At 66.8% G+C, this 20,850-nt stretch carries 21 protein-coding genes; 4 read left to right on the forward strand and 17 right to left on the reverse strand.

The window, feature by feature from the left end; genetic code table 11:
• Positions 1-107: 107 nt before the first annotated feature.
• Positions 108-1,085, reverse strand: coding sequence for a calcium/sodium antiporter (locus BSQ44_RS24870; protein ID WP_072607693.1), 978 nt, complete (start codon positions 1,083-1,085; stop codon positions 108-110).
• 183 nt (positions 1,086-1,268) lie between these two features.
• On the opposite strand from BSQ44_RS24870, the gene BSQ44_RS24875 reads away from it, so the two are divergent.
• A complete protein-coding gene (locus BSQ44_RS24875) occupies positions 1,269-2,243 on the forward strand; it encodes a L,D-transpeptidase family protein (protein WP_072608277.1) in 975 nt (324 codons plus the stop codon).
• 4 nt (positions 2,244-2,247) lie between these two features.
• Entirely contained in the window at positions 2,248-3,093 is an 846-nt protein-coding gene (locus BSQ44_RS24880) for an extensin family protein (RefSeq protein WP_072607694.1), read from the forward strand.
• A gap of 66 nt (positions 3,094-3,159) precedes the next feature.
• On the opposite strand, the gene ftsH is transcribed toward BSQ44_RS24880, so the two are convergent.
• From ftsH to ybgC, 9 genes are all read right to left on the reverse strand, one after another.
• Complete coding sequence (ftsH, locus tag BSQ44_RS24885; RefSeq protein WP_072607695.1) at positions 3,160-5,094, reverse strand: ATP-dependent zinc metalloprotease FtsH; 1,935 nt, start codon at positions 5,092-5,094, stop codon at positions 3,160-3,162.
• A gap of 115 nt (positions 5,095-5,209) precedes the next feature.
• Positions 5,210-6,565, reverse strand: a complete 1,356-nt coding sequence (gene tilS, locus BSQ44_RS24890; RefSeq protein WP_072608278.1) for a tRNA lysidine(34) synthetase TilS — start codon at positions 6,563-6,565, stop codon at positions 5,210-5,212.
• Positions 6,566-6,656: 91 nt separating this feature from the next.
• Positions 6,657-7,643 carry a tol-pal system protein YbgF gene (ybgF, locus tag BSQ44_RS24895; protein ID WP_072607696.1) on the reverse strand — a complete coding sequence of 329 codons (987 nt, stop codon included), beginning with the start codon at positions 7,641-7,643 and terminating at the stop codon, positions 6,657-6,659.
• Positions 7,644-7,809: 166 nt separating this feature from the next.
• Positions 7,810-8,316, reverse strand: a complete 507-nt coding sequence (pal, locus tag BSQ44_RS24900; protein WP_072608279.1) for a peptidoglycan-associated lipoprotein Pal — start codon at positions 8,314-8,316, stop codon at positions 7,810-7,812.
• A 239-nt stretch (positions 8,317-8,555) separates the two neighbouring features.
• Positions 8,556-9,833, reverse strand: a complete 1,278-nt coding sequence (gene tolB, locus BSQ44_RS24905) for a Tol-Pal system beta propeller repeat protein TolB (protein WP_235633448.1) — start codon at positions 9,831-9,833, stop codon at positions 8,556-8,558.
• A 114-nt stretch (positions 9,834-9,947) separates the two neighbouring features.
• On the reverse strand, positions 9,948-11,054 hold the full coding sequence (locus tag BSQ44_RS24910; protein WP_072607698.1) for a TonB family protein: 1,107 nt from the start codon (positions 11,052-11,054) through the stop codon (positions 9,948-9,950).
• Positions 11,055-11,059: 5 nt separating this feature from the next.
• Positions 11,060-11,515 carry a protein TolR gene (tolR, locus tag BSQ44_RS24915; RefSeq protein ID WP_072607699.1) on the reverse strand — a complete coding sequence of 152 codons (456 nt, stop codon included), beginning with the start codon at positions 11,513-11,515 and terminating at the stop codon, positions 11,060-11,062.
• 15 nt (positions 11,516-11,530) lie between these two features.
• Positions 11,531-12,241, reverse strand: coding sequence for a protein TolQ (gene tolQ, locus BSQ44_RS24920; RefSeq protein ID WP_072607700.1), 711 nt, complete (start codon positions 12,239-12,241; stop codon positions 11,531-11,533).
• Positions 12,242-12,459: 218 nt separating this feature from the next.
• On the reverse strand, positions 12,460-12,924 hold the full coding sequence (gene ybgC / locus BSQ44_RS24925) for a tol-pal system-associated acyl-CoA thioesterase (RefSeq protein WP_072607701.1): 465 nt from the start codon (positions 12,922-12,924) through the stop codon (positions 12,460-12,462).
• Positions 12,925-12,953: 29 nt separating this feature from the next.
• On the opposite strand from ybgC, the gene BSQ44_RS24930 reads away from it, so the two are divergent.
• Positions 12,954-14,276 carry a glycoside hydrolase family 5 protein gene (locus BSQ44_RS24930; RefSeq protein ID WP_235633307.1) on the forward strand — a complete coding sequence of 441 codons (1,323 nt, stop codon included), beginning with the start codon at positions 12,954-12,956 and terminating at the stop codon, positions 14,274-14,276.
• A 117-nt stretch (positions 14,277-14,393) separates the two neighbouring features.
• On the opposite strand, the gene BSQ44_RS27350 is transcribed toward BSQ44_RS24930, so the two are convergent.
• The 6 genes from BSQ44_RS27350 to ruvC form a co-directional block, all read right to left on the reverse strand.
• A complete protein-coding gene (locus BSQ44_RS27350; RefSeq protein WP_169858334.1) occupies positions 14,394-16,175 on the reverse strand; it encodes a pentapeptide repeat-containing protein in 1,782 nt (593 codons plus the stop codon).
• Positions 16,176-16,325: 150 nt separating this feature from the next.
• Positions 16,326-17,363 (reverse strand): Holliday junction branch migration DNA helicase RuvB, encoded by a 1,038-nt coding sequence (gene ruvB / locus BSQ44_RS24940; RefSeq protein ID WP_072607703.1) that lies wholly within the window; start codon positions 17,361-17,363, stop codon positions 16,326-16,328.
• Positions 17,364-17,400: 37 nt separating this feature from the next.
• Positions 17,401-18,021, reverse strand: coding sequence for a Holliday junction branch migration protein RuvA (ruvA, locus tag BSQ44_RS24945; RefSeq protein ID WP_072607704.1), 621 nt, complete (start codon positions 18,019-18,021; stop codon positions 17,401-17,403).
• Positions 18,018-18,431: a type II toxin-antitoxin system VapC family toxin gene (locus BSQ44_RS24950; protein WP_072607705.1), complete on the reverse strand. Its 414-nt coding sequence runs from the start codon at positions 18,429-18,431 to the stop codon at positions 18,018-18,020. Before BSQ44_RS24950 ends, ruvA begins: the two co-directional genes overlap by 4 nt.
• Complete coding sequence (locus BSQ44_RS24955; protein ID WP_072607706.1) at positions 18,412-18,684, reverse strand: AbrB/MazE/SpoVT family DNA-binding domain-containing protein; 273 nt, start codon at positions 18,682-18,684, stop codon at positions 18,412-18,414. The genes BSQ44_RS24950 and BSQ44_RS24955 overlap by 20 nt, the downstream gene beginning before the upstream one ends.
• A 58-nt stretch (positions 18,685-18,742) precedes the next feature.
• Entirely contained in the window at positions 18,743-19,264 is a 522-nt protein-coding gene (ruvC, locus tag BSQ44_RS24960) for a crossover junction endodeoxyribonuclease RuvC (RefSeq protein ID WP_072607707.1), read from the reverse strand.
• Between the two features lie 41 nt (positions 19,265-19,305).
• On the opposite strand from ruvC, the gene BSQ44_RS24965 reads away from it, so the two are divergent.
• The gene (locus tag BSQ44_RS24965; RefSeq protein ID WP_235633308.1) at positions 19,306-20,193 is read left to right on the forward strand and encodes a sulfite exporter TauE/SafE family protein; all 888 of its coding nucleotides are present in this window, start codon (positions 19,306-19,308) and stop codon (positions 20,191-20,193) included.
• On the opposite strand, the gene rcdA is transcribed toward BSQ44_RS24965, so the two are convergent.
• The gene (gene rcdA, locus BSQ44_RS24970) at positions 20,190-20,717 is read right to left on the reverse strand and encodes a protease adaptor protein RcdA (RefSeq protein ID WP_072607708.1); all 528 of its coding nucleotides are present in this window, start codon (positions 20,715-20,717) and stop codon (positions 20,190-20,192) included. The genes BSQ44_RS24965 and rcdA overlap by 4 nt on opposite strands.
• Between the last annotated feature and the right edge of the window lie 133 nt (positions 20,718-20,850).

A 20,850-nucleotide genomic window follows, 5' to 3' on the forward strand; every position in this document is an offset into this window, starting at 1 on the left:
CCGGCCGCGAGTTGGGCCGGTGACTGGCGGAATTCGCGTTCCGCTCGGCTCGTCCCAATCCTCGCGGCGTACCAGATCGGGGATAAACCCCTTTGCTTCCGGCCGAGCTACGGCCAGATCCAGGCGACGTAGCCTATATAGCCGGCAAACAGAACGCCGCCCTCGCCGCGGCTGATCCGCCTGCCGGTATAGGCGAAGCCGACGATCAGAAGGGAAACCGCGACCATCAGAAGGTTGTCGAACCCGACGATCTCGGCCGGCACCTGCGACGGCGCCGTCAAGGCCGTGATCCCGCCGATGCCGAGGATGTTGTAGATGTTTGAGCCGACGATGTTGCCGAAGGCGACGTCGGTCTGCTTGCGCAACGCGGCCATCACCGACGTCACGAGTTCCGGCAGCGATGTTCCGACCGCCACGATCGTCAGCCCGATGATGGTCTCGGATACGCCGAGTTCCCGCGCGATGGCGACCGCGCTGTCGACCAGCAGGTAGCCGCCCAGGACGACGATCCCCAGACCCGCGACGGCGGTCACGATCGGCAGCAGCATCGATCCCGAGACGGCGGCCTTGGGCGCGAGCGCAGGGTCCGCCTCCTGCACGGCGATGCTCTTGTCGTAGACCGCGCCATGGTCGACGTTGGCCGTCTTTTCCTGACGGAAGGCCAGATAGATGTAGCACGCCAGTGCCACCACGAAGACGGCCCCGACCAGACGGCCGGCCGGCATCGTCGCGGCGATGACGGCGAATGCCACCGCAACGGCGATCATGACGACCCCGTCGCGCTTCAATGTGCTCGACGCTACGGCAATCGGCAGGATCATCGTCGAGATCCCGAGGATCAGCAGGATGTTGGCGATATTGGAGCCGACGATGTTGCCGTAGGCAATGCCCGGAGAACCGTTGAGGGCGGCCTGGAGCGAAGTCACCAGTTCGGGGGTAGACGTGCCGAATCCCACCAGCGTCAGGCCGATGACCAGCGGGGAGACCCCCAGGCGGCTGGCGACGTTGACGGAACCGCGCACCAGCAGCTCGCCTCCGATGACGAGCAGGACAAGGCCGCCGATGAGAATGAGCAAGGTAATCATGAAGAGGGGTGTCCGATCTGGCGCAACTCAGCCGTCAAATGGTCCAACCTGAGACGGTTTTCCATGAGCAGGAGATAAAATTCCTCGCAATTCCCGCCTGACCGCCCCTTCGGCGGAACCTGCGGTGTGAACGCTTCCCCCATCGGCGCGTTCTTCCAGGAACCCGAAAGGAAGCACCGCTTCATGAAACACCTGGTCTCGACCATTCTGGCCTCCGGCCTCACGATCTCCGCTTCTGCCTGGGCGCAGCCGAACGATGAGATCGCGGCCGACGCGATCAACGCGGCCAGCTATTCGGAAGGCTCCTTGCCCGATGGACAGAGCGTGCTTGCCGCCCGCCTCCAGGTGCTTCTCGATCGGGCGCATGCCTCGCCGGGCGTCATCGACGGCTATGAAGGCGAGAACGTCGAGAAGGCCCTGATGGCTTTCGAGGAGATGAACGGGATGCCGGTGGACGGCAGGCTCGACCAGGAGGCCTGGGAAGCGCTCCAGGCGTATTCGGGCGACGCCTTCGTCCGCCATGCGGTTTCCGAAGACGACGTGTCGCGCATCGTGTCGTCGCTGCCGGAGGACTATGCGGAACTCGCCGAGCGGGACTGGCTCGGCTTCACCAGCGTCGCCGAGAAAATCGCCGAGCGCTTCCACATGGACATCGACTTCCTGCGCAAGCTCAATCCTTCAGCCGATTTCGAAGCCGTCGGCACCGAGATCTGGGTCGCCGCTCCCGGCGAGGATTCAAAACCCCAGATCGACCGCATCGTCGCCGACAAGTCGATGGCGCGGCTTCTGGCCTATGACGATTCGGACAAGCTCGTCCTGAGCTATCCGGTCACGATCGGCAGCGAGGCGCTTCCCTCCCCGACCGGCACCCACGAGGTGACGGCGATCGCCACGGAGCCGACCTACACGTACCGGCCCGACGAGAATTTCCAGCAGGGCGACAATGACGAGGTGCTGACGCTTCCGCCGGGGCCGAACAATCCCGTTGGCCTTGTCTGGATCGATCTCTCCAAGCCGACCTACGGCATCCACGGAACCCCGTATCCTGCCGAGGTCGACAAGACCAGTTCGCATGGCTGTGTGCGCATGACGAACTGGGACGCGAGGGAACTCGCCCATGCCGTCGAGACCGGCGTGCCGGTCGTGTTCGAGGAGTAGCGCTATGCGCAACCTGGTACTCCTCCCCGCCCTCCTTCTCCTTGCAGCCGCAGCCGACCTGCCCGAGACGGCACCGGCGCCGCCCGACAATCCGAGGGCGGAAGACTCAGGCGAGCCGGCGGAAAAAGCCGGAGAGACCAAGCCGGAGACCGCCGGCGACACCACCGGCGATGCGGCGATCGAAAGCGGCTCGGATGACGAGGCTCCGGCTGAGGACACAGATGCCGTTGGAGAGGAAGCCGCAAAGGGTCCCGATCCGGCCACGGCGCCGGACCGGTCGCCCGAGCCGGTCGACGGGGCGGAAATCGCGCAGTGCGAGGCGGAACTTCGTACACTCGGCGCGGTGTTCGAGCGGCGCGATACGATCGACGGCGAGGGGGCTTGCGGTGTCTACCGGCCCTACAATCTGCGCCAGGCGGCGCCGGGCATCATCGTCAAACCCGATACGGAGATGACCTGTGCTTCGGCGCTTGCGACCGCGCGGTGGGTGCACGACGAGGTGTTGCCGGCCGTCAGCGTGCTGGGCGCGGGCGTGGAACTCAGGGAAATCACCCACGCCTCCACCTATGTCTGCCGCACCCGGAACAACCAGCCGGACGCCAAGATCTCCGAACACGCCCGAGGCACGGCAATCGACATTTCCGGCTTCGGTCTGGACAATCACGATCCGATCCCGATCGTGCCGCGCGCCGGCAAGGGCACGATCGAGGAAGCGTTCCAGCGCGCCGTGCGCGCCGGCGCTTGCATGCACTTCACCACCGTACTCGGCCCCGGTTCGGACGAGTATCACGACAACCACCTCCACTTCGATCTGGCGGAGCGAAGCAGCGGCTACCGTCTCTGCCAGTAGCGGCCTCTCTACGGAAACGGCCGGAGCGATGCCCCGGCCGTTCCCGATGGAGTTCTCTGGACGCAATCAGCCCTGCGGCTGCGGCTCCATGCCGGCATCGGGCTCTTCGCCGCCCTTCTTCTTGCCGTGCACGCCCGCCTTCGGAACGGCCGAGCCGCGCGATGGCGGGGTGTCGTCGCCGACGTCGCGGTTCGGCTTCTGCCCGGCCATCACCTGGCGGATCTCGTCGCCGGAAAGGGTCTCGTACTCGAGAAGCGCCTCAGCCACCGCGATCCATTCGTCGTTCTTCTCTGTCAGGATCCGGCGCGCCTCGGAGTAGGCCTCCTCGATCAGCCGGCGCACCTCGGCGTCGATGATCTTCTGCGTCTCCTCCGACATGTGCTGCTGGCGCGCAACGGAGTGGCCGAGGAAGACCTCTTCCTGATTGTCTCCATAGGCAACCTGACCGAGCTTGTCGGAGAAGCCCCAGCGGGTGACCATGGCGCGCGCGAGCTTGGTCGCCTGGTCGATGTCGGAGGCAGCACCCGAGGTGATATTTTCCTTGCCGAACTTGATCTCCTCGGCGACGCGCCCGCCCATCATGATGGCGAGACGCGAGACCATGTACTTGTAGCTCATCGAGTAGCGGTCGCCTTCGGGCAGCTGCATGACCATGCCGAGCGCGCGGCCGCGCGGGATGATCGTCGCCTTGTGCAGCGGATCGGCCGACTGGACGTTCAGCGCCATGATGGCATGGCCGGCCTCGTGATAGGCGGTGAGCTCCTTCTCGGCCTGCGTCATCGCGGTCGAGCGGCGCTCCGCGCCCATCATGATCTTGTCCTTGGCGTCTTCGAACTCGGCCATCGTGACGAGACGCTTGTTGCGCCGCGCCGCCATCAGGGCCGACTCGTTGACGAGGTTGGCGAGATCGGCGCCGGAGAAGCCCGGCGTGCCGCGGGCCAGGACCTTGAGGTCGACGTTCGGCGCCAGCGGCACGTTGCGCGCATGCACCTTGAGGATCTTCTCGCGGCCGGTGATGTCCGGGTTCGGCACGACCACCTGGCGGTCGAAGCGGCCGGGCCTGAGCAGCGCGGGATCGAGCACGTCGGGACGGTTTGTCGCCGCGATCAGGATGATGCCCTCGTTGGTCTCGAAGCCGTCCATCTCGACGAGCAACTGATTGAGCGTCTGCTCGCGCTCGTCATTGCCGCCGCCGAGGCCGGCGCCGCGATGGCGGCCGACCGCGTCGATCTCGTCGATGAAGATGATGCAGGGCGCGTTCTTCTTGGCCTGGTCGAACATGTCGCGCACGCGGCTGGCACCGACGCCCACGAACATCTCGACGAAGTCGGAGCCGGAGATCGTGAAGAACGGCACGTTCGCCTCACCCGCGACGGAGCGCGCGAGCAGCGTCTTGCCGGTGCCGGGAGGGCCGACGAGAAGCACGCCGCGCGGGATCTTGCCTCCCAGGCGCTGGAACTTCTGCGGGTCGCGCAGGAACTCGACGATCTCCTCGAGATCCTCCTTGGCCTCGTCGACGCCCGCCACGTCCTGGAAGGTGACGCGGCCATGCGCCTCGGTGAGGAGCTTCGCCTTCGACTTGCCGAAGCCCATGGCGCGCCCGGAACCGGACTGCATCTGGCGCATGAAGAATATCCAGACGCCCAGGATCAGGATCATGGGCAGCCAGGAGATGAGGTAGCCGAAGATGGAGTTGGAACCGTCATTCTCGGGCCGGGCGTTGATCGTCACGCCGCGCTCCTCCAGCCGGCTCACCAGCGAGGGATCGCCGGGAGAGTAGGTCTGGAACCCGGCGCCGTTGTCGACATAGGTGCCGGTGATGCGCTCGCCGGCGATGGTGACCGACTTGACCCGCCCGGACGAGACGTCCTGGAGGAACTCCGAATAGGCGACTTCGCGCGCACTGCCGCGCTGCTGCGGCGTCTGGAACAGATTGAACAGCGCAATCAGGAGAACGGCGATGATCGCCCACAGCGCGAGATTGCGGTAATTTGGATTCATCTTCGGGTCCCGTGCGCATCCGGCTGGCGATGCGCGTCCATCGTGGAGAATTCAGGCTAACATAGGGTTCACGAAACCCAATGCCAAGCATTTGCCCGGCATTCGGTTAAGGACCTTATGCGGCATTGTGGCTGCGCAATGGCGGTTCGGGGACAGGTTCACCACCGAGCAGATCCGCCACGGCCCTGGCGGGCGCGAGATCGAAGCTCGGCAGGAACCGGATCCAGGGCGCTGGCAGTCGCCGCAACCGCTCGGAAAGCCCGCCCGGGCCGCTTCCTTCGCTGCCGGATTCGGCGTGCCGAACATGGACGAGAGGTTCCGCCGCCATCGCCGCGCGCATCAGGGCCTGCGGCGCGCCGTTGCGGTCGCGCACGCGCGCTTCGGCAAGCGTGCCGCCGAGCGCTTCGACCACGGCGTTTTCCGGCAGCCCGCCGCCGTTGACGCGGTATCGGCCATCCCACACGCCGCCGGCGGCCGCCTGCATGGCACCGGTCCAGCCCGCGCGCATCTCGCGGTGCAGATAGCCTACTCCCGCCTTGCGCAGATCGACGACCGCGCCGCCCAGGGTGCTCCGAAAGGCTGCGCCGTCGAGCCGCTCGTAGAGTTTTCGCGCCCGCGCCGCGTCCGGAAGGTGCTCGCGGCCGCCGACCGCGGCAAGCAGGATGCGCAGCGCCAGACGCGCACCCGGGCGGTCGTTCACCCGCGCGAAGGCCGGATCGAGCTTCACCAGGCCGGGAGAGACGATGCTGGCATATCGTGTGATGATTTCGGCCGCGCGTTCGCCCGTGGCGACACGATCCTCCGCCGCCAGACGTCCCTGCTCGATGAGGGCGGAGACGATCTCGTCCTCCTCGGGGCCGGCAAGCGCGCGTCGTGCGGAGACCCGCTCGTACTGCGCCATCTCGTTGCTGGGATCGTCGGCCCAGGAAATACCGGCATCGACCAGCACGTTCTTGAGATCGGCGCGACGGCAGGCCAGCAGCGGCCGCACGATCCACATCTTGCCGTCGTAAAGAGTGGCGGGCGCCATTCCCGCCAAACCACGCCCATCCCCGCGTTCCCGCCGCATGGCGATGGTCTCGGCTTGATCGTTCATCGTGTGTCCGGTCAAAACGACGGAAGCGCCAGCCTCCGCGGCCACCTCGGCGAGCAGCCGGTAGCGGGCTTCGCGCGACGCCGCCGACACACCGGTCGCCGGCTTCTCGCCTTCCCATTTGATCGTCCGGTGGGGAATTCCGCGTTCGGTGCACAGCCGCGCCACCATCGCCGCCTCATCCGCGGCTTGCGGTCTCAGGCCATGATCCACCGTGACGGCGAGGATTTCGCCGCCGCTGCCGTTTGCGCGAAGATGGGCCTCCAGCAGGATCAGCAGCGCGAGCGAATCGCTTCCGCCCGAAACGGCCGCCACGACCGGCCCCGAATCGGGCAGGCGTATGCGGGAAAAGATTGGGTTCGGGCTGATGTCCAGCATACGCTCCCCTGTCTGGCCGGCCACAACGGCGGCCCGGAACATCGGTTCCACGCGGCAGCGAAGCTGGAAGCGCGGAGCGAACGCGAATGCGTCAGCAGCCCGCGAGCGCCTGCTCTGCCTTCACCCGCTCCTTGAGGGCGGCGGAAACATCGCGGTAGCGGTTGCCGATCTCGGCATAGGTGGCGCAGGCGACATCGCGCTGGTTGAGCGCGGCGAGCGAGACGCCGAGCTTCAGGAGCATGTCGGGCGACTTGCCCGAATTCGGGTAGCTCTGGTTGGCGGCGAGGAACACTTCGGCCGCCTGCCGGTATTCCTGCATGCCGAGCAGCGCTTCACCGAGCCAGTAATTCGCGTCGGCGGCCTTCGGATCGTCGGGAAAGCGTTCGATGTGTTCGCGGAACCCGGCCTCGGCCGTCGCGTAGTCGCCCGACAGGATGAAGTTGTAGGCGTTGCGGTAGAGTTCGTCCGGGCTGTCGGTGGCGGGAAGCGCCGCGACCTGCGTGCCGTCCGTCGTACCACCGCCCGGCACCTGACTGCCACCCTCGGCGAACGCCGTGTCCTCCTCGCCCCCGCCGGCGCTGCCGCCGACGGAATTGCCGTTGGCGTCGAAGGTGATCGTGCCGAGCGTCTTGGGCATTTCGCCCGCCGGCTGCGCGGCTCCGGGAGCCTGCGCGCCCGCGAGGGTATCGGTACCGCCGGAGGCGTTGCTCGCCGTATCCTCCGAGGGACGGACCGACACTGCCCCCTGCTTTTCCTCGAGCTGCTGGAGGCGGAACTCGTTGTCCTCCTGCATCTTGCGGATCTGGTCCTGCGTCTGCAGAAGGAGGAAGTTCAGCTCCTCGATCTTGCCGTTCAACTGCCGGATCTGTTCCTCGAGCTGGACGACGCGGGGGTCGCCGGCCTGGGCGAGTTGGACGCGCGGCGCCTCGCCGGGCTGGCGCAACCAGTTCTGCGGCAGGAGACGCTGCAGAGTCCCGCCGTCGGCCGGCGACGGATTGTTGAGCGGAGCCGCGACCGCCATGCTCCCGACGAGGAGCGGCAGCGACAGGGCAGCGCAGAATATCGTGGTGGATTTCATCGACGATCTCGCTTTGGGAATTTCGAATGCCGGAGGCGCTGTCGCGCCTCGATATCGAATTTACCAAGCCTTGCGACTTCGGCCAAATTTTGTTTTGGCACAAAGCGAGATGGACGGCATCCGAAATCGGCGGGCCGCTATCGACCCGCCGGCTTCGATTGATGGATCAGCTGCCGGCGCCGCCGAGCACGGTCACCGCGCGGCGGTTCTGCGACCAGCAGGAGATGTTGTCGCAAACGGCCACCGGGCGTTCCTTGCCGTAGGAGATCGTCCTCAGGCGGGTCGCCGGGACGCCGCGGGCGACGAGGAAGTCGCGCGTGGCGGCGGCGCGCCTGGCACCGAGCGCGAGGTTGTATTCACGCGTGCCGCGTTCGTCGGCATGGCCTTCGATCGTGATGGCATAGTTCGGATACTGGTTCAGCCACTGCGCCTGCCGCGACAGCGTCGCCTGCGCATCGGCGCGGATCGAGGACGAATCGGTGTCGAAGAAAATCCGGTCGCCGACGTTGACGGTGAAATCCTGCTGGGATCCCGGCGTGGCCGAACCGGCGCCGTTGAGGCCGATGTCCGCCGCGTTGTTCGGGATCTTCTTCGAAGCACATCCGGTCACCGCGAGTGCCATCACCAGCGCGATGACGGCGGGATTCCTGGTAAGCGTTGCGATACGGCGCATGACCGCCACTCCTTCGCATTGTCGGGGTTACTTTGACTTTCCAGTAACCACCTTTCGGTTAACCGGCGAACAAGAAACACGGTTAATGTTTTCTTATTCCCCACTGGTCCGCCCCCTGCCTCGCGGCTGATTTGCGGTTTGCCGCACCCTAGGCGCGATTGCGGCCGAAACGCGACGCAAAGGCGCCCGCGGCGTGGTTTGAGCCCGCCGCGGACGCCTTTTCACGTCAATGTCACCGCCTATTCGAGCAGCGGCGACCAGGCAGGGTCGGAGGCGAAGTTGGGGCTCTGAATCGGCTGCTCGTTGCGGCCGGTCAGGTCCACCGAGTAGAGACGCGGACCGCCCGCGCCGGCCGGCTCCTTGAAGAACATCAGGACGCGTCCGTTCGGAGCCCAGGTAGGGCCTTCCTGGCTGAAGCCGGACGAAAGGATGCGCTCGCCCGATCCGTCGGTGCGCATGACGCCGATCTGGAACTCGCCGCCGGATTGCTTGGTGAAAGCGATCAGGTCGCCGCGCGGCGACCACACCGGGGTGGAGTAGGTTCCCTCGCCGAAGGAGATACGCCGCTGGTTCGTGCCGTCGGCGTTCATGACGTAGATCTGCGCGCGCCCGCCACGATCGGAGGTGAAGACGATCTGGCTTCCGTCGGGCGAGTAGGACGGCGAGGTGTCGATGGCGGTCGAATCCGTCAGGCGCGTCGTGGTGCGGCTCCTGAGGTCGAGCGTATAGATGTTGGAGTTTCCGTCGTCGCGCAGCAGGCTCATGATCACCTTCTGGCCGTCCGGCGAGAAGCGCGGCGCGAAGGTCATGCCCGGGAAGTTGCCGACGAGTTCGCGCTGCCCCGTCTCGAGCTGCAGCAGGTAGACCTGCGGCTGGCCGCTCTCGTAGGACATGTAGGTGATTTCCTGTCGGTTCGGCGAGAAGCGCGGCGTCAGCGAGATGGCCCGCCCGTCGGACAGGAAGCGGGCATTCGCGCCGTCCTGGTCCATGATGGCCAGCCGCTTGGTGCGCTGGTTCTTCGGTCCGGATTCGTCGATGAAGACGATGCGCGTGTCGAAATAGCCCTTCTCGCCCGTCAGCCGCTCGTAGATCGCATCGGCGATGATGTGCGCGATGCGTCTCTTGTTGGCCTGCGAGGCGAAGAACTGCTCGCCCGAAAGCTGCTGCCCGGCGAAGGTGTCCCACAGGCGGTACTCGGCGCGGATGCGGCCGTCCGGCTCCTGGCTTACGCGTCCCGTCACCAGCGCCTGCGCGTTGATGACCTTCCAGTCCTCGAAGCGCGGGGCGGCGTCCGGATTGGAGATCTTCTCGATGAAGGCGGCCCGGTCGATGGGCGCGAACAGGCCCGAGCGCTGCAGGTCGGCCGCGACGATGCCCGAAATCTCGGCGCCGAGCGCGTCGGCCGACAGGAAGTCGGTGATCGCGATGGGCAGCGGCTCGACCACGCCCTTGTTGACGTCGATCTCGACCAGGGCCCGCGCCGGGACGATCGTCCCGCCCGAGACGGCCGCGATCATGGCCGCAGCGACCAGAAGAGGTTTGAGGAGAGGTTTCATGCCGTGCCCTTCTTCATTCCGTAGCGCGGAGAAAACCGCGAAAATCCGTGTGTTGCCGGTAGCCGCGAACCATGATCAGAACATGTCGGTGGGGTCGAAATTCACCACGACCTCGGCCCAGACGTCCTCCTTGCCCTGCGGCAGGATAAAGCCTCTCTGGTCGCATTTCTGGACGGCGCGCACCGCGCTCTCGTCGAACTGGCGGTTGCCGCTGGAGGCGATGACCTCCGGCATTCCTTCCAGGCGTCCGCCGGGCGCGACGTTGAACCGGATGGAGGCGCGCAGGTCCGACGCGCCTTCGGCTCCCGCCGGTATGCTCCAGCAGCCGGAGAATTGGTTTCGCAGCGCGTCCAGTTCGCTCTGCGATAGCTTCTCGCCGGTCTTACGCTTGCCGCCGAGCGCGGCCTCCTGGGTCGACCGCTTCGCGCCGCCACCCGAGGCCTTGTCCTTGTTCAGGAGCGCGGCGACGTCCTGGAGAAGATCGTCGGACTTCTTTTCCTGCGCCGGCGCCTGGGCCTGCTTCTGGGCGGGCTCTTCGGCATCCTTGCGCTCGGGCGTCTTGGCGGTCTGCGCCTGCGCCGGCTGCGGCCTCGGTCGCGCCTCGGGACGCGGCGCGCTTTCGGGCAACGCGGCTTCCTGTGCTTCCTCGGCCTCGGCGGGAACGGGTTCCGGCGACGGTTCGGGTTCGGCTTCCTGCTGCGGCTGCGGCTCCGGTTCCGGCGCCGGGTCGGGCTCGACCTCCTGCGGCGGCTCGGGCTGCGGCGTCACCTCGGTGGCCGGCACGGGTTCGGGCTTCGGCTCCGGCTTCGCCGGTTCCGGTTCCGGGACGGGATCGGGGATCGGCGCGGGTTCGGGCGCGGGCTCCGGCAAGGCGGCCGTCTCGACGGGACGCGGCTTGGGATCTGGGGTCGGCGGCGCGGGGGTGTCCACCGTGTTGTCGCCCACCTGCTCGGCATTCTCCACCGGCTCGGGACGGGTCGTAGGCACCGGCGCGGGCGCCTCGGCGGCGGGCGCTTCCCTCTCGCCGACCTGCGCCTGGCTGATCTCCTCGATCGGCACGATCTCGACGGGGAAGGATTCGACGTCCATCACCTCGAAGGCGCGCGGCGCCGACAGCGAGAACAGCCCGACACCGAGCAGCACCGCATGCAGGATCGTCGATGTGACGAGACCGGCCTTCATCGCGGCTAGCTGTCCTGCTCCTGCAGGGTGACGAGGCCGAGATTGTGGAACCCCGCCGCCGAGATGCGCGCCATCACGCGCATCACCGTTCCGTAGTCGGCGCTCTTGTCGCCGCGCACGTATATCCGCTCCTCGTAGCCGGTTTTGGAAATGGCCTCGAGCTTCGCCACGATTTCCTCGAGCGGTATCTCGGTCTCCTGGAGGTAGATCTGCCCCTTGTCGTTGACCGACACGGTGATCGGCTGCGTGTCGGCATTCAGCGCCTTGGCCTGCGTCTCCGGCAGGTCGATCGGAACGCCGACCGTGAGCAGCGGCGCCGCCACCATGAAGATGATCAGGAGCACAAGCATCACGTCCACGAAGGGCGTGACGTTGATTTCGGATATCAGCCCGTGGTGCCGCCCCCGGCGCCTGTGGCCGCGCGTGCCCCGACCGCCGGATTGTCCTACAGACATGCCCATCGCAAACTTTCTCCCTCAGGCGCGCTGAGCGACCTTCTCATCGATCTGCCGCGACAGTATGGCCGAGAATTCGTCGGCGAAGCCTTCCATCCGCACCGCCAGCTTTCCGGCGTCGGACGACAGCTTGTTGTAGGCCACGACCGCGGGAATGGCCGCCAGGAGGCCGATCGCAGTGGCGAGCAGCGCCTCGGCGATGCCGGGCGCCACGACCGCGAGGCTGGTCGACTTCGACCCGGCGATCGCCTGGAAGGAGGTCATGATGCCGACCACTGTGCCGAACAGGCCGATGAAGGGCGCCGCCGATCCGATGGTCGCGAGGAAGCCGAGCCGGCCCTCGAGCCGCTCCATCTCGCGCGTCAGGGCGAGGTCCATGGCCTTGTCGATGCGCGTCTGCAACCCGAGCGGCGCGCGGGCGCCCTTCTCGAAGCTTTTCTTCCATTCGCGCATGGCAGCGACGAAGATCGAGCCCATGCCCGTGGTGTTGCGCTCCGACAGCGTGCGGTAGAGTTCTTCCAGCGACTGCCCCGACCAGAAGGTCTGCTCGAAACGGTTGAGCGCCAGACGCATGCGGCCATAGGCGATGATCTTGTCGATGATGATCGCCCAGGTCCAGATCGACGCCCCGAGCAGTCCGATCATGACCAGCTTCACGATCCAGCCGGCCTGCCAGAAGAGCGCCCATACCGATAGGCTTGCGGACGGCTCTGCGAGAGCGAGAGTTTCCATGAAAGTCCTGTCCTAGTGTGAACCGCCGGCCGGGTCGCCCACGCAACTTGCCCCTGCTCGACCGGAACCGCACGGTTTTCCGGCCATCGTTCCCGACGCTATCGCGGCCTTTTCCGCAGGAATCTTGGTGAAACGAAGGCGTGCGGCATCGTCGGCATTCTACCGATCCGATTCATGGAGGATTATGGTTAACGAGGCGTTAGGAACAGAGGCGCGGCTCAGCCGGCACTGCCCGGCATGAATGCCGCGGTCCACTCCCTAGGAAAGCGCCGCGGCCTGCCGCCCTCGCCCACGATCGCCGCCTCCACCTTCGCCCCGATCAGCACGGTACCGTCGCGCAGGATGCGCTGGCCCATGACGATGCGCGCCCCCGAAATGCTTTCGGTCCGCGTCTCGATGGTCAGCACGTCGTCCATTCTCGCGGGCGAGCGGAAATCGATCTCCATGCGCCGCACCACCCAGACGATCTTTTCGCCCTCGGCGCCGGCCGCCAGTTCGGTATGGTGGACGCCGCAGAGCCGCAGGAAATCCGACCTGCCCCGCTCCAGGAATTCGAGATAGCGCGCGTGGTAGACGAAGCCGGAGAAATCCGTGTCGGCGTAGTAGACGCGCGCCGACAGCCGGTGGCCGTCCGCAGTGATTTCGCCCGACAGGCCGGTCTCGCGTTCACCATGATCCGCCATCGCGCTTTCCTTCGGAGGTTCGCTCTGCCATGTCTCGCCGCATGCGGCACCTTGCGACCTCGATGGCATTTCGCCCCGCCTCGATCAAGGCCGGGCCGGGAACGGGCCAGATCGCCCTTGCGCTGAGGCTGGCCCGCTGGGCGCTGGCGATCGCGGTCGCGCTGACCGTTCTGCCCGCGCAGGCCGCGACCTTCCAGGCCCAGCGCGGCATCAATCTCGACATCTGGGTCACCTGGCCCGACGAGAGCCGCTGGGGCGAGGACGGCGTGCTCCTGCCCTTCCCGGAATGGCGCCGCACGCTCGACGCCGTCGGCCTCGAAGGATTGAAAGCCGACGGCTTGGACTTCGTGCGCATCCCGATCGATCCGCGCCCCTTCCTGTCTGACCGTTCTGCGCGGTTCCACGACCGGCTCTACGGCGAGGTGCTCGACGCCGTGCGCCTGGTGGAAGGCGCGGGGCTGAAGGCCATCGTCGACCTGCACCTCTTCCCGACCGGTTCAGGCGGATCGGTCGGCATGGGCCAGGTCATGGACGATCCGGCGCTGTTCGACCGCTACCTCGACGTGGTGCGGCGGATGGCAAGCACGCTGAAGGCCGAGGATCCCGAACGCGTCGCGCTGGAACTGATGAACGAGCCCGTGGCCGAATGCGGCCCGGGCGACGCCGCCTGGCCCGAGCGGCTGCAACGCCTCTACGCCGCCGCGCGCGCTTCGGCCACGCGGCTGACCCTGGTGCTGACAGGCGCCTGCTGGGGCACGGCGGAAGGGCTTGCCGTCATCGACCCGGCGCAGATCCCCGATGACAACGTCATCTGGTCCTTCCACACCTACGCGCCGTTCCTCCTGACGCATCAGGGCGCGACCTGGTCCGGCGACTTCATCCGCTACGTCACCGGCATCCCCTACCCGCCCCATGCCGTGCCGCGCGCCGAACTCGACGCGGCGGTCGAGCAGGCGCGTGCGAAAATTCGCGCGGAGGCGCCATGGCTGCGCCAGTCCGGCATGCTCGCCTATCTCGACGAACAGATCGCGGCCATCGATACGCGGGAGGAACTGGAGGCCGCCATGGCCGAACCCTTCGACACCGCCGCCGCCTGGGCCGCCCAACACGGCATCGATCCAAAGAACGTCATCCTGGGCGAATTCGGCATGATCCGCCAGGAATGGCAGAACGACTTCGTCATGCCAGCCAAATGGCGCGCCGCCTATCACCGCGACATGATCGCGCTTGCCGAGAAGCATGGCTTCGCATGGTCCATGTGGGGCTATGGCGGCGCGTTCGGCGTGGTGGAGGAGTTCGAGGGCCGACCGGCGGAGGGGGATGTGCTGGGGGTGGTGCGCGGGCTGCCGTAACGGCGAACGCGCACTGTGAGAGGGGACCAGTTTACTTAACTCGGCTCGCATCCCTCTCCCGTTCCGTACCCTAGGAGTTGCCGAACGAGGTAACCTATCTCCGGACCGACACCGGCGCTACTTACCCTCCCCCGCGTCATCTTGGGATATCCATGCCTGCCAGCGCGCGACAAACTCTTCCCATTCGAGCACCTCCTTTGGCCAGTGCGCCGGCCAGTCGGGGTGCTCCGGCGTGACACCGCCGGGCAGGTTAACGCTGGCGTCTCCGAACATCGCGACGATCTGCTCCCTTGACAGCGCCACCTCCGACAGGTCGACATCCTTCACGGTCGCTTTTGACGCCTTTGCGTTCGTGAAGGATGTCGACCTGTCGACCCCCGCCCCTGAGAGGTTCGCGCCATTGAGCCCCGCCCCTATGAGGTACGCGCCATTAATCCCCGCCCCTGAGAGGTTCGCGCCATTGAGCCCCGCCCCTGAGAGGTTCGCGTCATTGAGCCCCGCCCATGTGAGGTCCGCGCCATTGAGCCCCGCCCCTGAGAGGTTCGCGCCATTGAGCCCCGCCATTATAAGATTCGCGCCCTCCAGTCGCGATTCCGCGAAGTTCGCGTGGTCGAACCATCCCTTCGACAGATCGGCGCCCGCAAGGTTGGTCCCGCGCAGGTCGAGCCGGTAGGGGCGCGCGACATCGCGCCAGGCATACAGCTTTGTTCGCCAGCCCGCATTGTCCTCTCGCCATTTCTCGATGGCTGCGGCGTCCTCGCTGAGCGGATATGGCGGATACGCCCCGACGGCTTCTTCGTATGCCGGTGCGCCGCCGCTTTCGCGCGCCCGCTGCCGTTGGCCGCGTCGGCCGATGACGGTGAGCGCCACCTGGATGTCCTCGCGGGGCCGGACCGGACCGTCATCCGCGCCGCGAATGGCTAACGCCTGGCGGAGTTCTTCCTTCCAGGTTTCGAGCGCCTTCATCGACCCGTCGATGTCCCCGAGGTCGAACTCCGGCGGTTCCGGCAGCACCGGCGCCTGCGACGCAGGCGCGTTCTCGCGGATGTAGGCGCAGAGGATCTCCATGATCTGGATATGGTCGCGCAGGCTGTCCTGCGCGATCCGCTCCAGCGCGTAGATGGCGCCGATGCGAACCTCCAGGTTGGGGCGCGTGCGCTCGACCGTCTCGCGGTCGACGAGGTCCGCCCCGTCCGGCCCCTTGTCGACCACCAGCCGCCCCTCGGCGTCGCGCAGCCATCCTCCGTCGTCGCCCTTGCGGTAGCGTGGCGTCTCGATCACCTGCTTTACAGTCTTCTCCGCCCCCAGCCCCTCGACCGCCTTGTTGATGCGGTCGGTGATCATGCCTTGTTCGGCCACGTTCACCGTCTTCTGCGCCACGATCGCGCGCCAGATGACGAAGGGCGCGCCGAGGATCGCCACGACCAGCACGCCCGCCGCCGCCGCGCTGCTCGTGAGGCCCGACCCCTCGGCGGTCGCGACCGCCGGCCCGCCCCGGATCGCGACGAGGAGCAGCGAGAACGCCGCCCCGATGGCCAGCACCACCAGCGCAGCCACGACCGGGACGAGCGCGAGGAGAAGCCAGGTGAAAGCGTGCAGCACCGGCCGGTCGTCGGCGTCCCGCCGCGCCAGCCCGAGCCGGTCCATGCGTGCGACGAGGGCCTTGTGCCAGCTCTCCCGCGTCGCCCACAGATGCGCCAGCCACGCCGCAATGCCGATCAGCGCCGCCGCGAACAGGATCGCGCCGAAAAAGCTCCAGCCGTACAGCGAAAAGGGCAGCGTCAGCGTGATGCTGATCGGTTCCGAACCGCCCGCCAAGGGAACCGCTGGTGTCGTCATCCCCGGTTGCATCCCCCCTCGCCCACCACCGACTATCGCGGCGGGCGGAGACGCGGTCAAGCACGCGGGCCGCGAGGAGCGAGGAGCGAGGAGCGAGGGGCGAGGGGCGAGGGGCGAGGGGGACAGTTTACTTAATTCGGCAGTCGTCAACGGCATCGCAACCAGAGGCGCGAGCCGAATTAAGTAAACTGTCCCCGGTACTGCGCCCCCCTACTCCTCCTCGAACAGCCGCCCTTGCACTTCGGCCATATTCCGCGGTGGCACGAGACCCATGTGCTTCCAGGCGTTGCCGGTCAGCACCCTGCCGCGCGGGGTGCGCTGGATGAAGCCCTGCTGGATCAGGTAGGGCTCGATGATGTCCTCGATCGCGTCGCGCGGCTCCGAGAGGCCGGCGGCGATGGTCTCGATCCCCACCGGCCCGCCGCCGAAATTCCTCAGGATCATGGAAAGGTAGCGCCGATCGAGGCTGTCGAGCCCCAGCGCGTCGACTTCGAGCCGCGACAGCGCCTCGTCGGCGACGGTGCGGGTGACGCTCTCGGCGCCCGCCACCGAGGCGAAGTCGCGAACGCGCCGCAGCAGCCGGCCGGCGATGCGCGGCGTGCCGCGCGCGCGCCTTGCGATCTCCAGCGCGCCGTCGTCGCTCATCGGCAGCGCCAGGATGCGCGCGCCGCGCCGCACGATGAGTTCCAGTTCCTCGACCGTGTAGAAATCGAGCCGGACCGGAATGCCGAAGCGGTCGCGCAGAGGATTGGTGATCAGGCCGAGGCGGGTGGTGGCGGCCACCAAGGTGAAGCGGGCGAGGTCGATCTTGACCGAACGCGCCGCCGGCCCTTCGCCGATGATCAGGTCGAGCTGGAAATCCTCCATGGCAGGATAGAGGATCTCCTCCACGGCGGGGGAAAGCCGGTGGATCTCGTCGATGAAGAGCACGTCGCGCTCCTCGAGATTGGTCAGGAGCGCCGCGAGGTCGCCGGCCTTGGCGATCACGGGCCCGGAGGTGGAACGGAAGTTCACCCCGAGTTCCTTGGCCATGATCTGTGCCAGCGTGGTCTTGCCCAGCCCCGGCGGGCCAACGAAGAGCACGTGATCGAGCGCCTCGCCGCGCGACTTCGCGGCCTCCACGAAGACCTTGAGGTTGGCGCGCGCCGCCGCCTGGCCGACGAACTCGTCCAGCGACTGCGGGCGCAGAGTGACGTCGACGTCCTCGCCGCGCTTTTCCGGCGTGATCAGGCGGGGGGCGGTGGTCATCGTTGACCGGTATCCGATTTCACCGGCAATGGGTCAATCACCGCGCCAGTTCCTTCAACCCCAGCCGGATCAGCTTCGCCGAATCCGCGCCCTCGCCCGCCGCCTTCATCGCCGCCGCGATCGCGTTCGCCGCGACGTCGCGCGAATAGCCGAGATTGGTCAGCGCCGAGACCGCATCGGCCACCGGGGCCGGCGCCACGCCCTCGCCGAGCTCCTGCTTCAGGCCCATCGTCCCCGACGCGGCGCCCGTATAGGCCGGCGCCTTGTCGCGAAGTTCCGTCACGATGCGCTCCGCCACCTTCTTGCCGACGCCGGGCGCCCGCGCCACCATCGCGACGTCGCGCAGCGCCACCGCGTTGGCGAGTTCGGAGGCCGAGAGCGTCGACAATACGGCCAGCGCAACCTTGGCGCCGACGCCCTGCACGTTGTTCTGCAGCAGCCGGAACCATTCCCGCTCCAGGGCGGACCCGAACCCGTAGAGGCGGATCATGTCTTCGCGCACATAGGTCTCGATGAACAACGTCACCGCCTCGCCGACCCCCGGGAGAGCGGCCAGCGTGCGAGCAGGGCAGAAGGCGACGTAGCCCACGCCATGCACGTCCACGACGCAATGATCCTCTGAGATCTCGTCCAGCGTCCCCTTGAGCTTGCCGATCATGGATGCGTCTCTGGCGAAATGATCTCGAGGGATGGGAAGTAGGTGGCGTAGCGCCTGGAATCGCGGGTTAGCACTGCGTGTCCCTCCACTTCCGCATGCGCCCCGACCAGGAAATCGGGCAGGGTGCGCTCGCGCAAGCCGCCGGCGCGTCGATAAGCCCGATGGGCCTGCCCAGCGCGAAAGGCGACTTCGAACGAGAGAGACAGCTTTTCCAGAACGAGGCCGGAAAGTGCGCGGCTCAACGCCTCCGGCGAAGCGAAGCTGGCGCCGATCTCGGACCAGATGATGGGATTGACCACCAGCGGCCGCTTGCCGCCCAGTTCGACGAGCTTGCCCGCGGACCATTCCGCCGTGTCGCTTCCAAGCATCACGTCGAAGAAGATGTTGGAATCAACGAGAACCGAGGTCATCGCGCTCGCCCCGGACAGTATCGAAATACTCGTCGGCCGTCATTCCCCCCAAATCCAACGTGCCAGCCACTCGGGAGGTCCACTTGCGGATGGATTCGGCCCGTTCGACATCCCGCTCACCGGGGGGCGAGAGGCGAAGTATCACCTCGCCGTCATTGTCGTTGACGAACTCCACCTCCGAGCCCGGCTCGATGCCGAGCTGGTCGCGGATTTCCTTGGGAATAGTCACCTGGCCTTTGGACGTGACGCGCATGGTAATACCTCTTCGGTATTACCTACGCATCACGATAGAACAAGTCAAGAACAAACCGTCATGCGACGCGCGCGGCGGCGGCAGCCAGTCTCCCCGTCACGCTCTGCCGGTGATGCGCGTGGCAGATCGCGATCGCCAGCGCGTCGGCGGCATCGTCGGTATCGAACACGGCGCGCGGCATCAGCACCTTTACCATCATGTGGATCTGCTTCTTGTCGCCGTGCCCCACGCCGATCACGGACTTCTTCACCGCGTTCGGCGCATATTCGGAGACCCTCAGCCCCGCCTTCGCCGGAACCAGCATGGCGATCCCCCGCGCCTGGCCGAGCTTCAGCGTGGCGACCGCATCCTTGTTGACGAAGGTCTGCTCCACCGCCGCTTCGTCGGGCATCTCCGCGTGGATGATCGCGGCCAGACCGTCATGCAACGCGCACAGCCGGGAGGCGAGGTCTGCCTTGGCGTCCGAGACGACCGTACCGGCACCGACGAAGCGCAGCGTGTTCCCGCAGGTCTCCACGATGCCCCAGCCGGTGCGGCGCAGGCCGGGATCTATGCCGATGATGCGAATCGTTTCAGCCATGGACCTACTCTATGCGGGCGCAGGACCATTGCCATCCGGATGTGAACAAATATGAAACAAAACCGTGTCGCCCGATCGACCGGGCCGGCGCGGAACCATCTTTCCCGCAGCCCTCGCGGCCTGCTTACCGGGAGGCTCCCGCCCTGCTTCCGCCGCTCCCCGAACTAGAGACCGCCCTTATCCTGCTCCTCGCGACGGTCTTCGTCGCCGGCGTGGCGCGGGGGCTTTCGGGCTTCGGCACCGGGATGATCGTCGCTCCCGTGGCGGCCGCGCTCTACGGTCCGCGCGTCGCGCTGGTGGTGATCGTCATCATGGACTCGCTCCCGGTCCTGCCCATCACCCTGCCGGCCTTGAAGATCGCGCGATGGAAGGAGGTCCTGCCGGTGGCGCTCGGCCTGGCGCTGTTTCTCCCGGCGGGCGTCTACGTGCTCAAGCACGGCGACCCGGTCGCCCTGCGATGGTTCATATCGCTGGCGATCCTCGCCTGCGCGGCGGCGCTGTGGAGCGGGTGGCGCTATCGCGGGCCGCGCGGCGCGCCGGTTTCCTTCGCGGTCGGAGGCGTCGCAGGGCTTCTGTCCGGCATCGCCTCCATCCCCGGACCTCCGGTCATCATCTACTGGCTTGCATCGAACCTGCCCGCCGCGATCATGCGCGCGAACCTCCTGACCCTCTTCTTCGTCGGCGAGGGCCTCTCGATCGTCAATCTGTGGGCGGCAGGGCTCTTCGAAGCGGACGCCGTGATGCTCGGGGTCGTGGCGTCGCCAGTCTATTTCGCCGGCCTGGCGACCGGCTCGCGCCTCTACGGGCTGGCCAGCGACACGGTCTACCGCCGCGTCACCTTCCTTCTCATCGTCGCAGCCGCGATCCTGGCGCTGCCGGCGATGCAGCCACTTTTCGCCGCGATCGCCGGAGCGGTCGAGGGAGCCTAGGTCCGGCCGAAAGCCGTGTGCAGCAGCGTGATCTGGTCGGAAACGGGGTTTGGCCGCGGGGAGGTCTGGACCGGCTCGGCGCCGTGGCCATAGATCTCGTCGTCCATGCGCCGGACCAGCGACTGCAGGCTGAGCGAGCGATCCACCAGCGACTTGAACGCCGCGGGGAGCTCTTCCCATCCCGACGCGCCTTCCTGGGCCGACGCAGTGTCGAGCCGCACCTTGGTCTTTTCGGCGGCGACCTGCTCGCGGGTCATCTCGCCGGAATTGGCGGCGCGCTGGAGAAGGAGCCAGGATGCGATCTGCATGAGGCGGGTGGTCAGCCGCATGGATTCGGCTGCGTAGAGAGTGGCACCGATGCGCGACAAGCCCTTCGCCGCGGCGCGCCCGTCGCCATCGAGATATTCGGCGGTCTGCTCCACCAGCCCCATGCCCTCATCGTAGAGCGGCTTGAAGGAGGCCGAGAAGACGCGGCGCTCGGCGAGCTTGATCGTCGTTGCACTCTGTCTGACAGGCTCACTCATGACACCACCCCTGTTTGCCACCGGTCTCACCGACTGCTCAAACGCTATCACGCGTTCACTGTTCCCGCCCAACGACCGGCAGCGCGAAAATGCGACTTCTCCACGGCGGAGGCAAGCCGTTGTTTAACGAAGG

The organism is Aquibium oceanicum (genome assembly GCF_001889605.1).
In the GTDB taxonomy this organism is placed as follows: domain Bacteria; phylum Pseudomonadota; class Alphaproteobacteria; order Rhizobiales; family Rhizobiaceae; genus Aquibium; species Aquibium oceanicum.

Coding starts and splice junctions, on each gene's coding strand:
- BSQ44_RS24870 (WP_072607693.1), bottom strand. CDS start 1,085: ATGATTACCTTGCTCATTCTCATCGGCGGCCTTGTCCTGCTCGTCATC.
- BSQ44_RS24875 (WP_072608277.1), top strand. CDS start 1,269: ATGAAACACCTGGTCTCGACCATTCTGGCCTCCGGCCTCACGATCTCC.
- BSQ44_RS24880 (WP_072607694.1), top strand. CDS start 2,248: ATGCGCAACCTGGTACTCCTCCCCGCCCTCCTTCTCCTTGCAGCCGCA.
- ftsH (WP_072607695.1), bottom strand. CDS start 5,094: ATGAATCCAAATTACCGCAATCTCGCGCTGTGGGCGATCATCGCCGTT.
- tilS (WP_072608278.1), bottom strand. CDS start 6,565: ATGCTGGACATCAGCCCGAACCCAATCTTTTCCCGCATACGCCTGCCC.
- ybgF (WP_072607696.1), bottom strand. CDS start 7,643: ATGAAATCCACCACGATATTCTGCGCTGCCCTGTCGCTGCCGCTCCTC.
- pal (WP_072608279.1), bottom strand. CDS start 8,316: ATGCGCCGTATCGCAACGCTTACCAGGAATCCCGCCGTCATCGCGCTG.
- tolB (WP_235633448.1), bottom strand. CDS start 9,833: ATGATCGCGGCCGTCTCGGGCGGGACGATCGTCCCGGCGCGGGCCCTG.
- BSQ44_RS24910 (WP_072607698.1), bottom strand. CDS start 11,054: ATGAAGGCCGGTCTCGTCACATCGACGATCCTGCATGCGGTGCTGCTC.
- tolR (WP_072607699.1), bottom strand. CDS start 11,515: ATGGGCATGTCTGTAGGACAATCCGGCGGTCGGGGCACGCGCGGCCAC.
- tolQ (WP_072607700.1), bottom strand. CDS start 12,241: ATGGAAACTCTCGCTCTCGCAGAGCCGTCCGCAAGCCTATCGGTATGG.
- ybgC (WP_072607701.1), bottom strand. CDS start 12,924: ATGGCGGATCATGGTGAACGCGAGACCGGCCTGTCGGGCGAAATCACT.
- BSQ44_RS24930 (WP_235633307.1), top strand. CDS start 12,954: ATGTCTCGCCGCATGCGGCACCTTGCGACCTCGATGGCATTTCGCCCC.
- ruvB (WP_072607703.1), bottom strand. CDS start 17,363: ATGACCACCGCCCCCCGCCTGATCACGCCGGAAAAGCGCGGCGAGGAC.
- ruvA (WP_072607704.1), bottom strand. CDS start 18,021: ATGATCGGCAAGCTCAAGGGGACGCTGGACGAGATCTCAGAGGATCAT.
- BSQ44_RS24950 (WP_072607705.1), bottom strand. CDS start 18,431: ATGACCTCGGTTCTCGTTGATTCCAACATCTTCTTCGACGTGATGCTT.
- BSQ44_RS24955 (WP_072607706.1), bottom strand. CDS start 18,684: ATGCGCGTCACGTCCAAAGGCCAGGTGACTATTCCCAAGGAAATCCGC.
- ruvC (WP_072607707.1), bottom strand. CDS start 19,264: ATGGCTGAAACGATTCGCATCATCGGCATAGATCCCGGCCTGCGCCGC.
- rcdA (WP_072607708.1), bottom strand. CDS start 20,717: ATGAGTGAGCCTGTCAGACAGAGTGCAACGACGATCAAGCTCGCCGAG.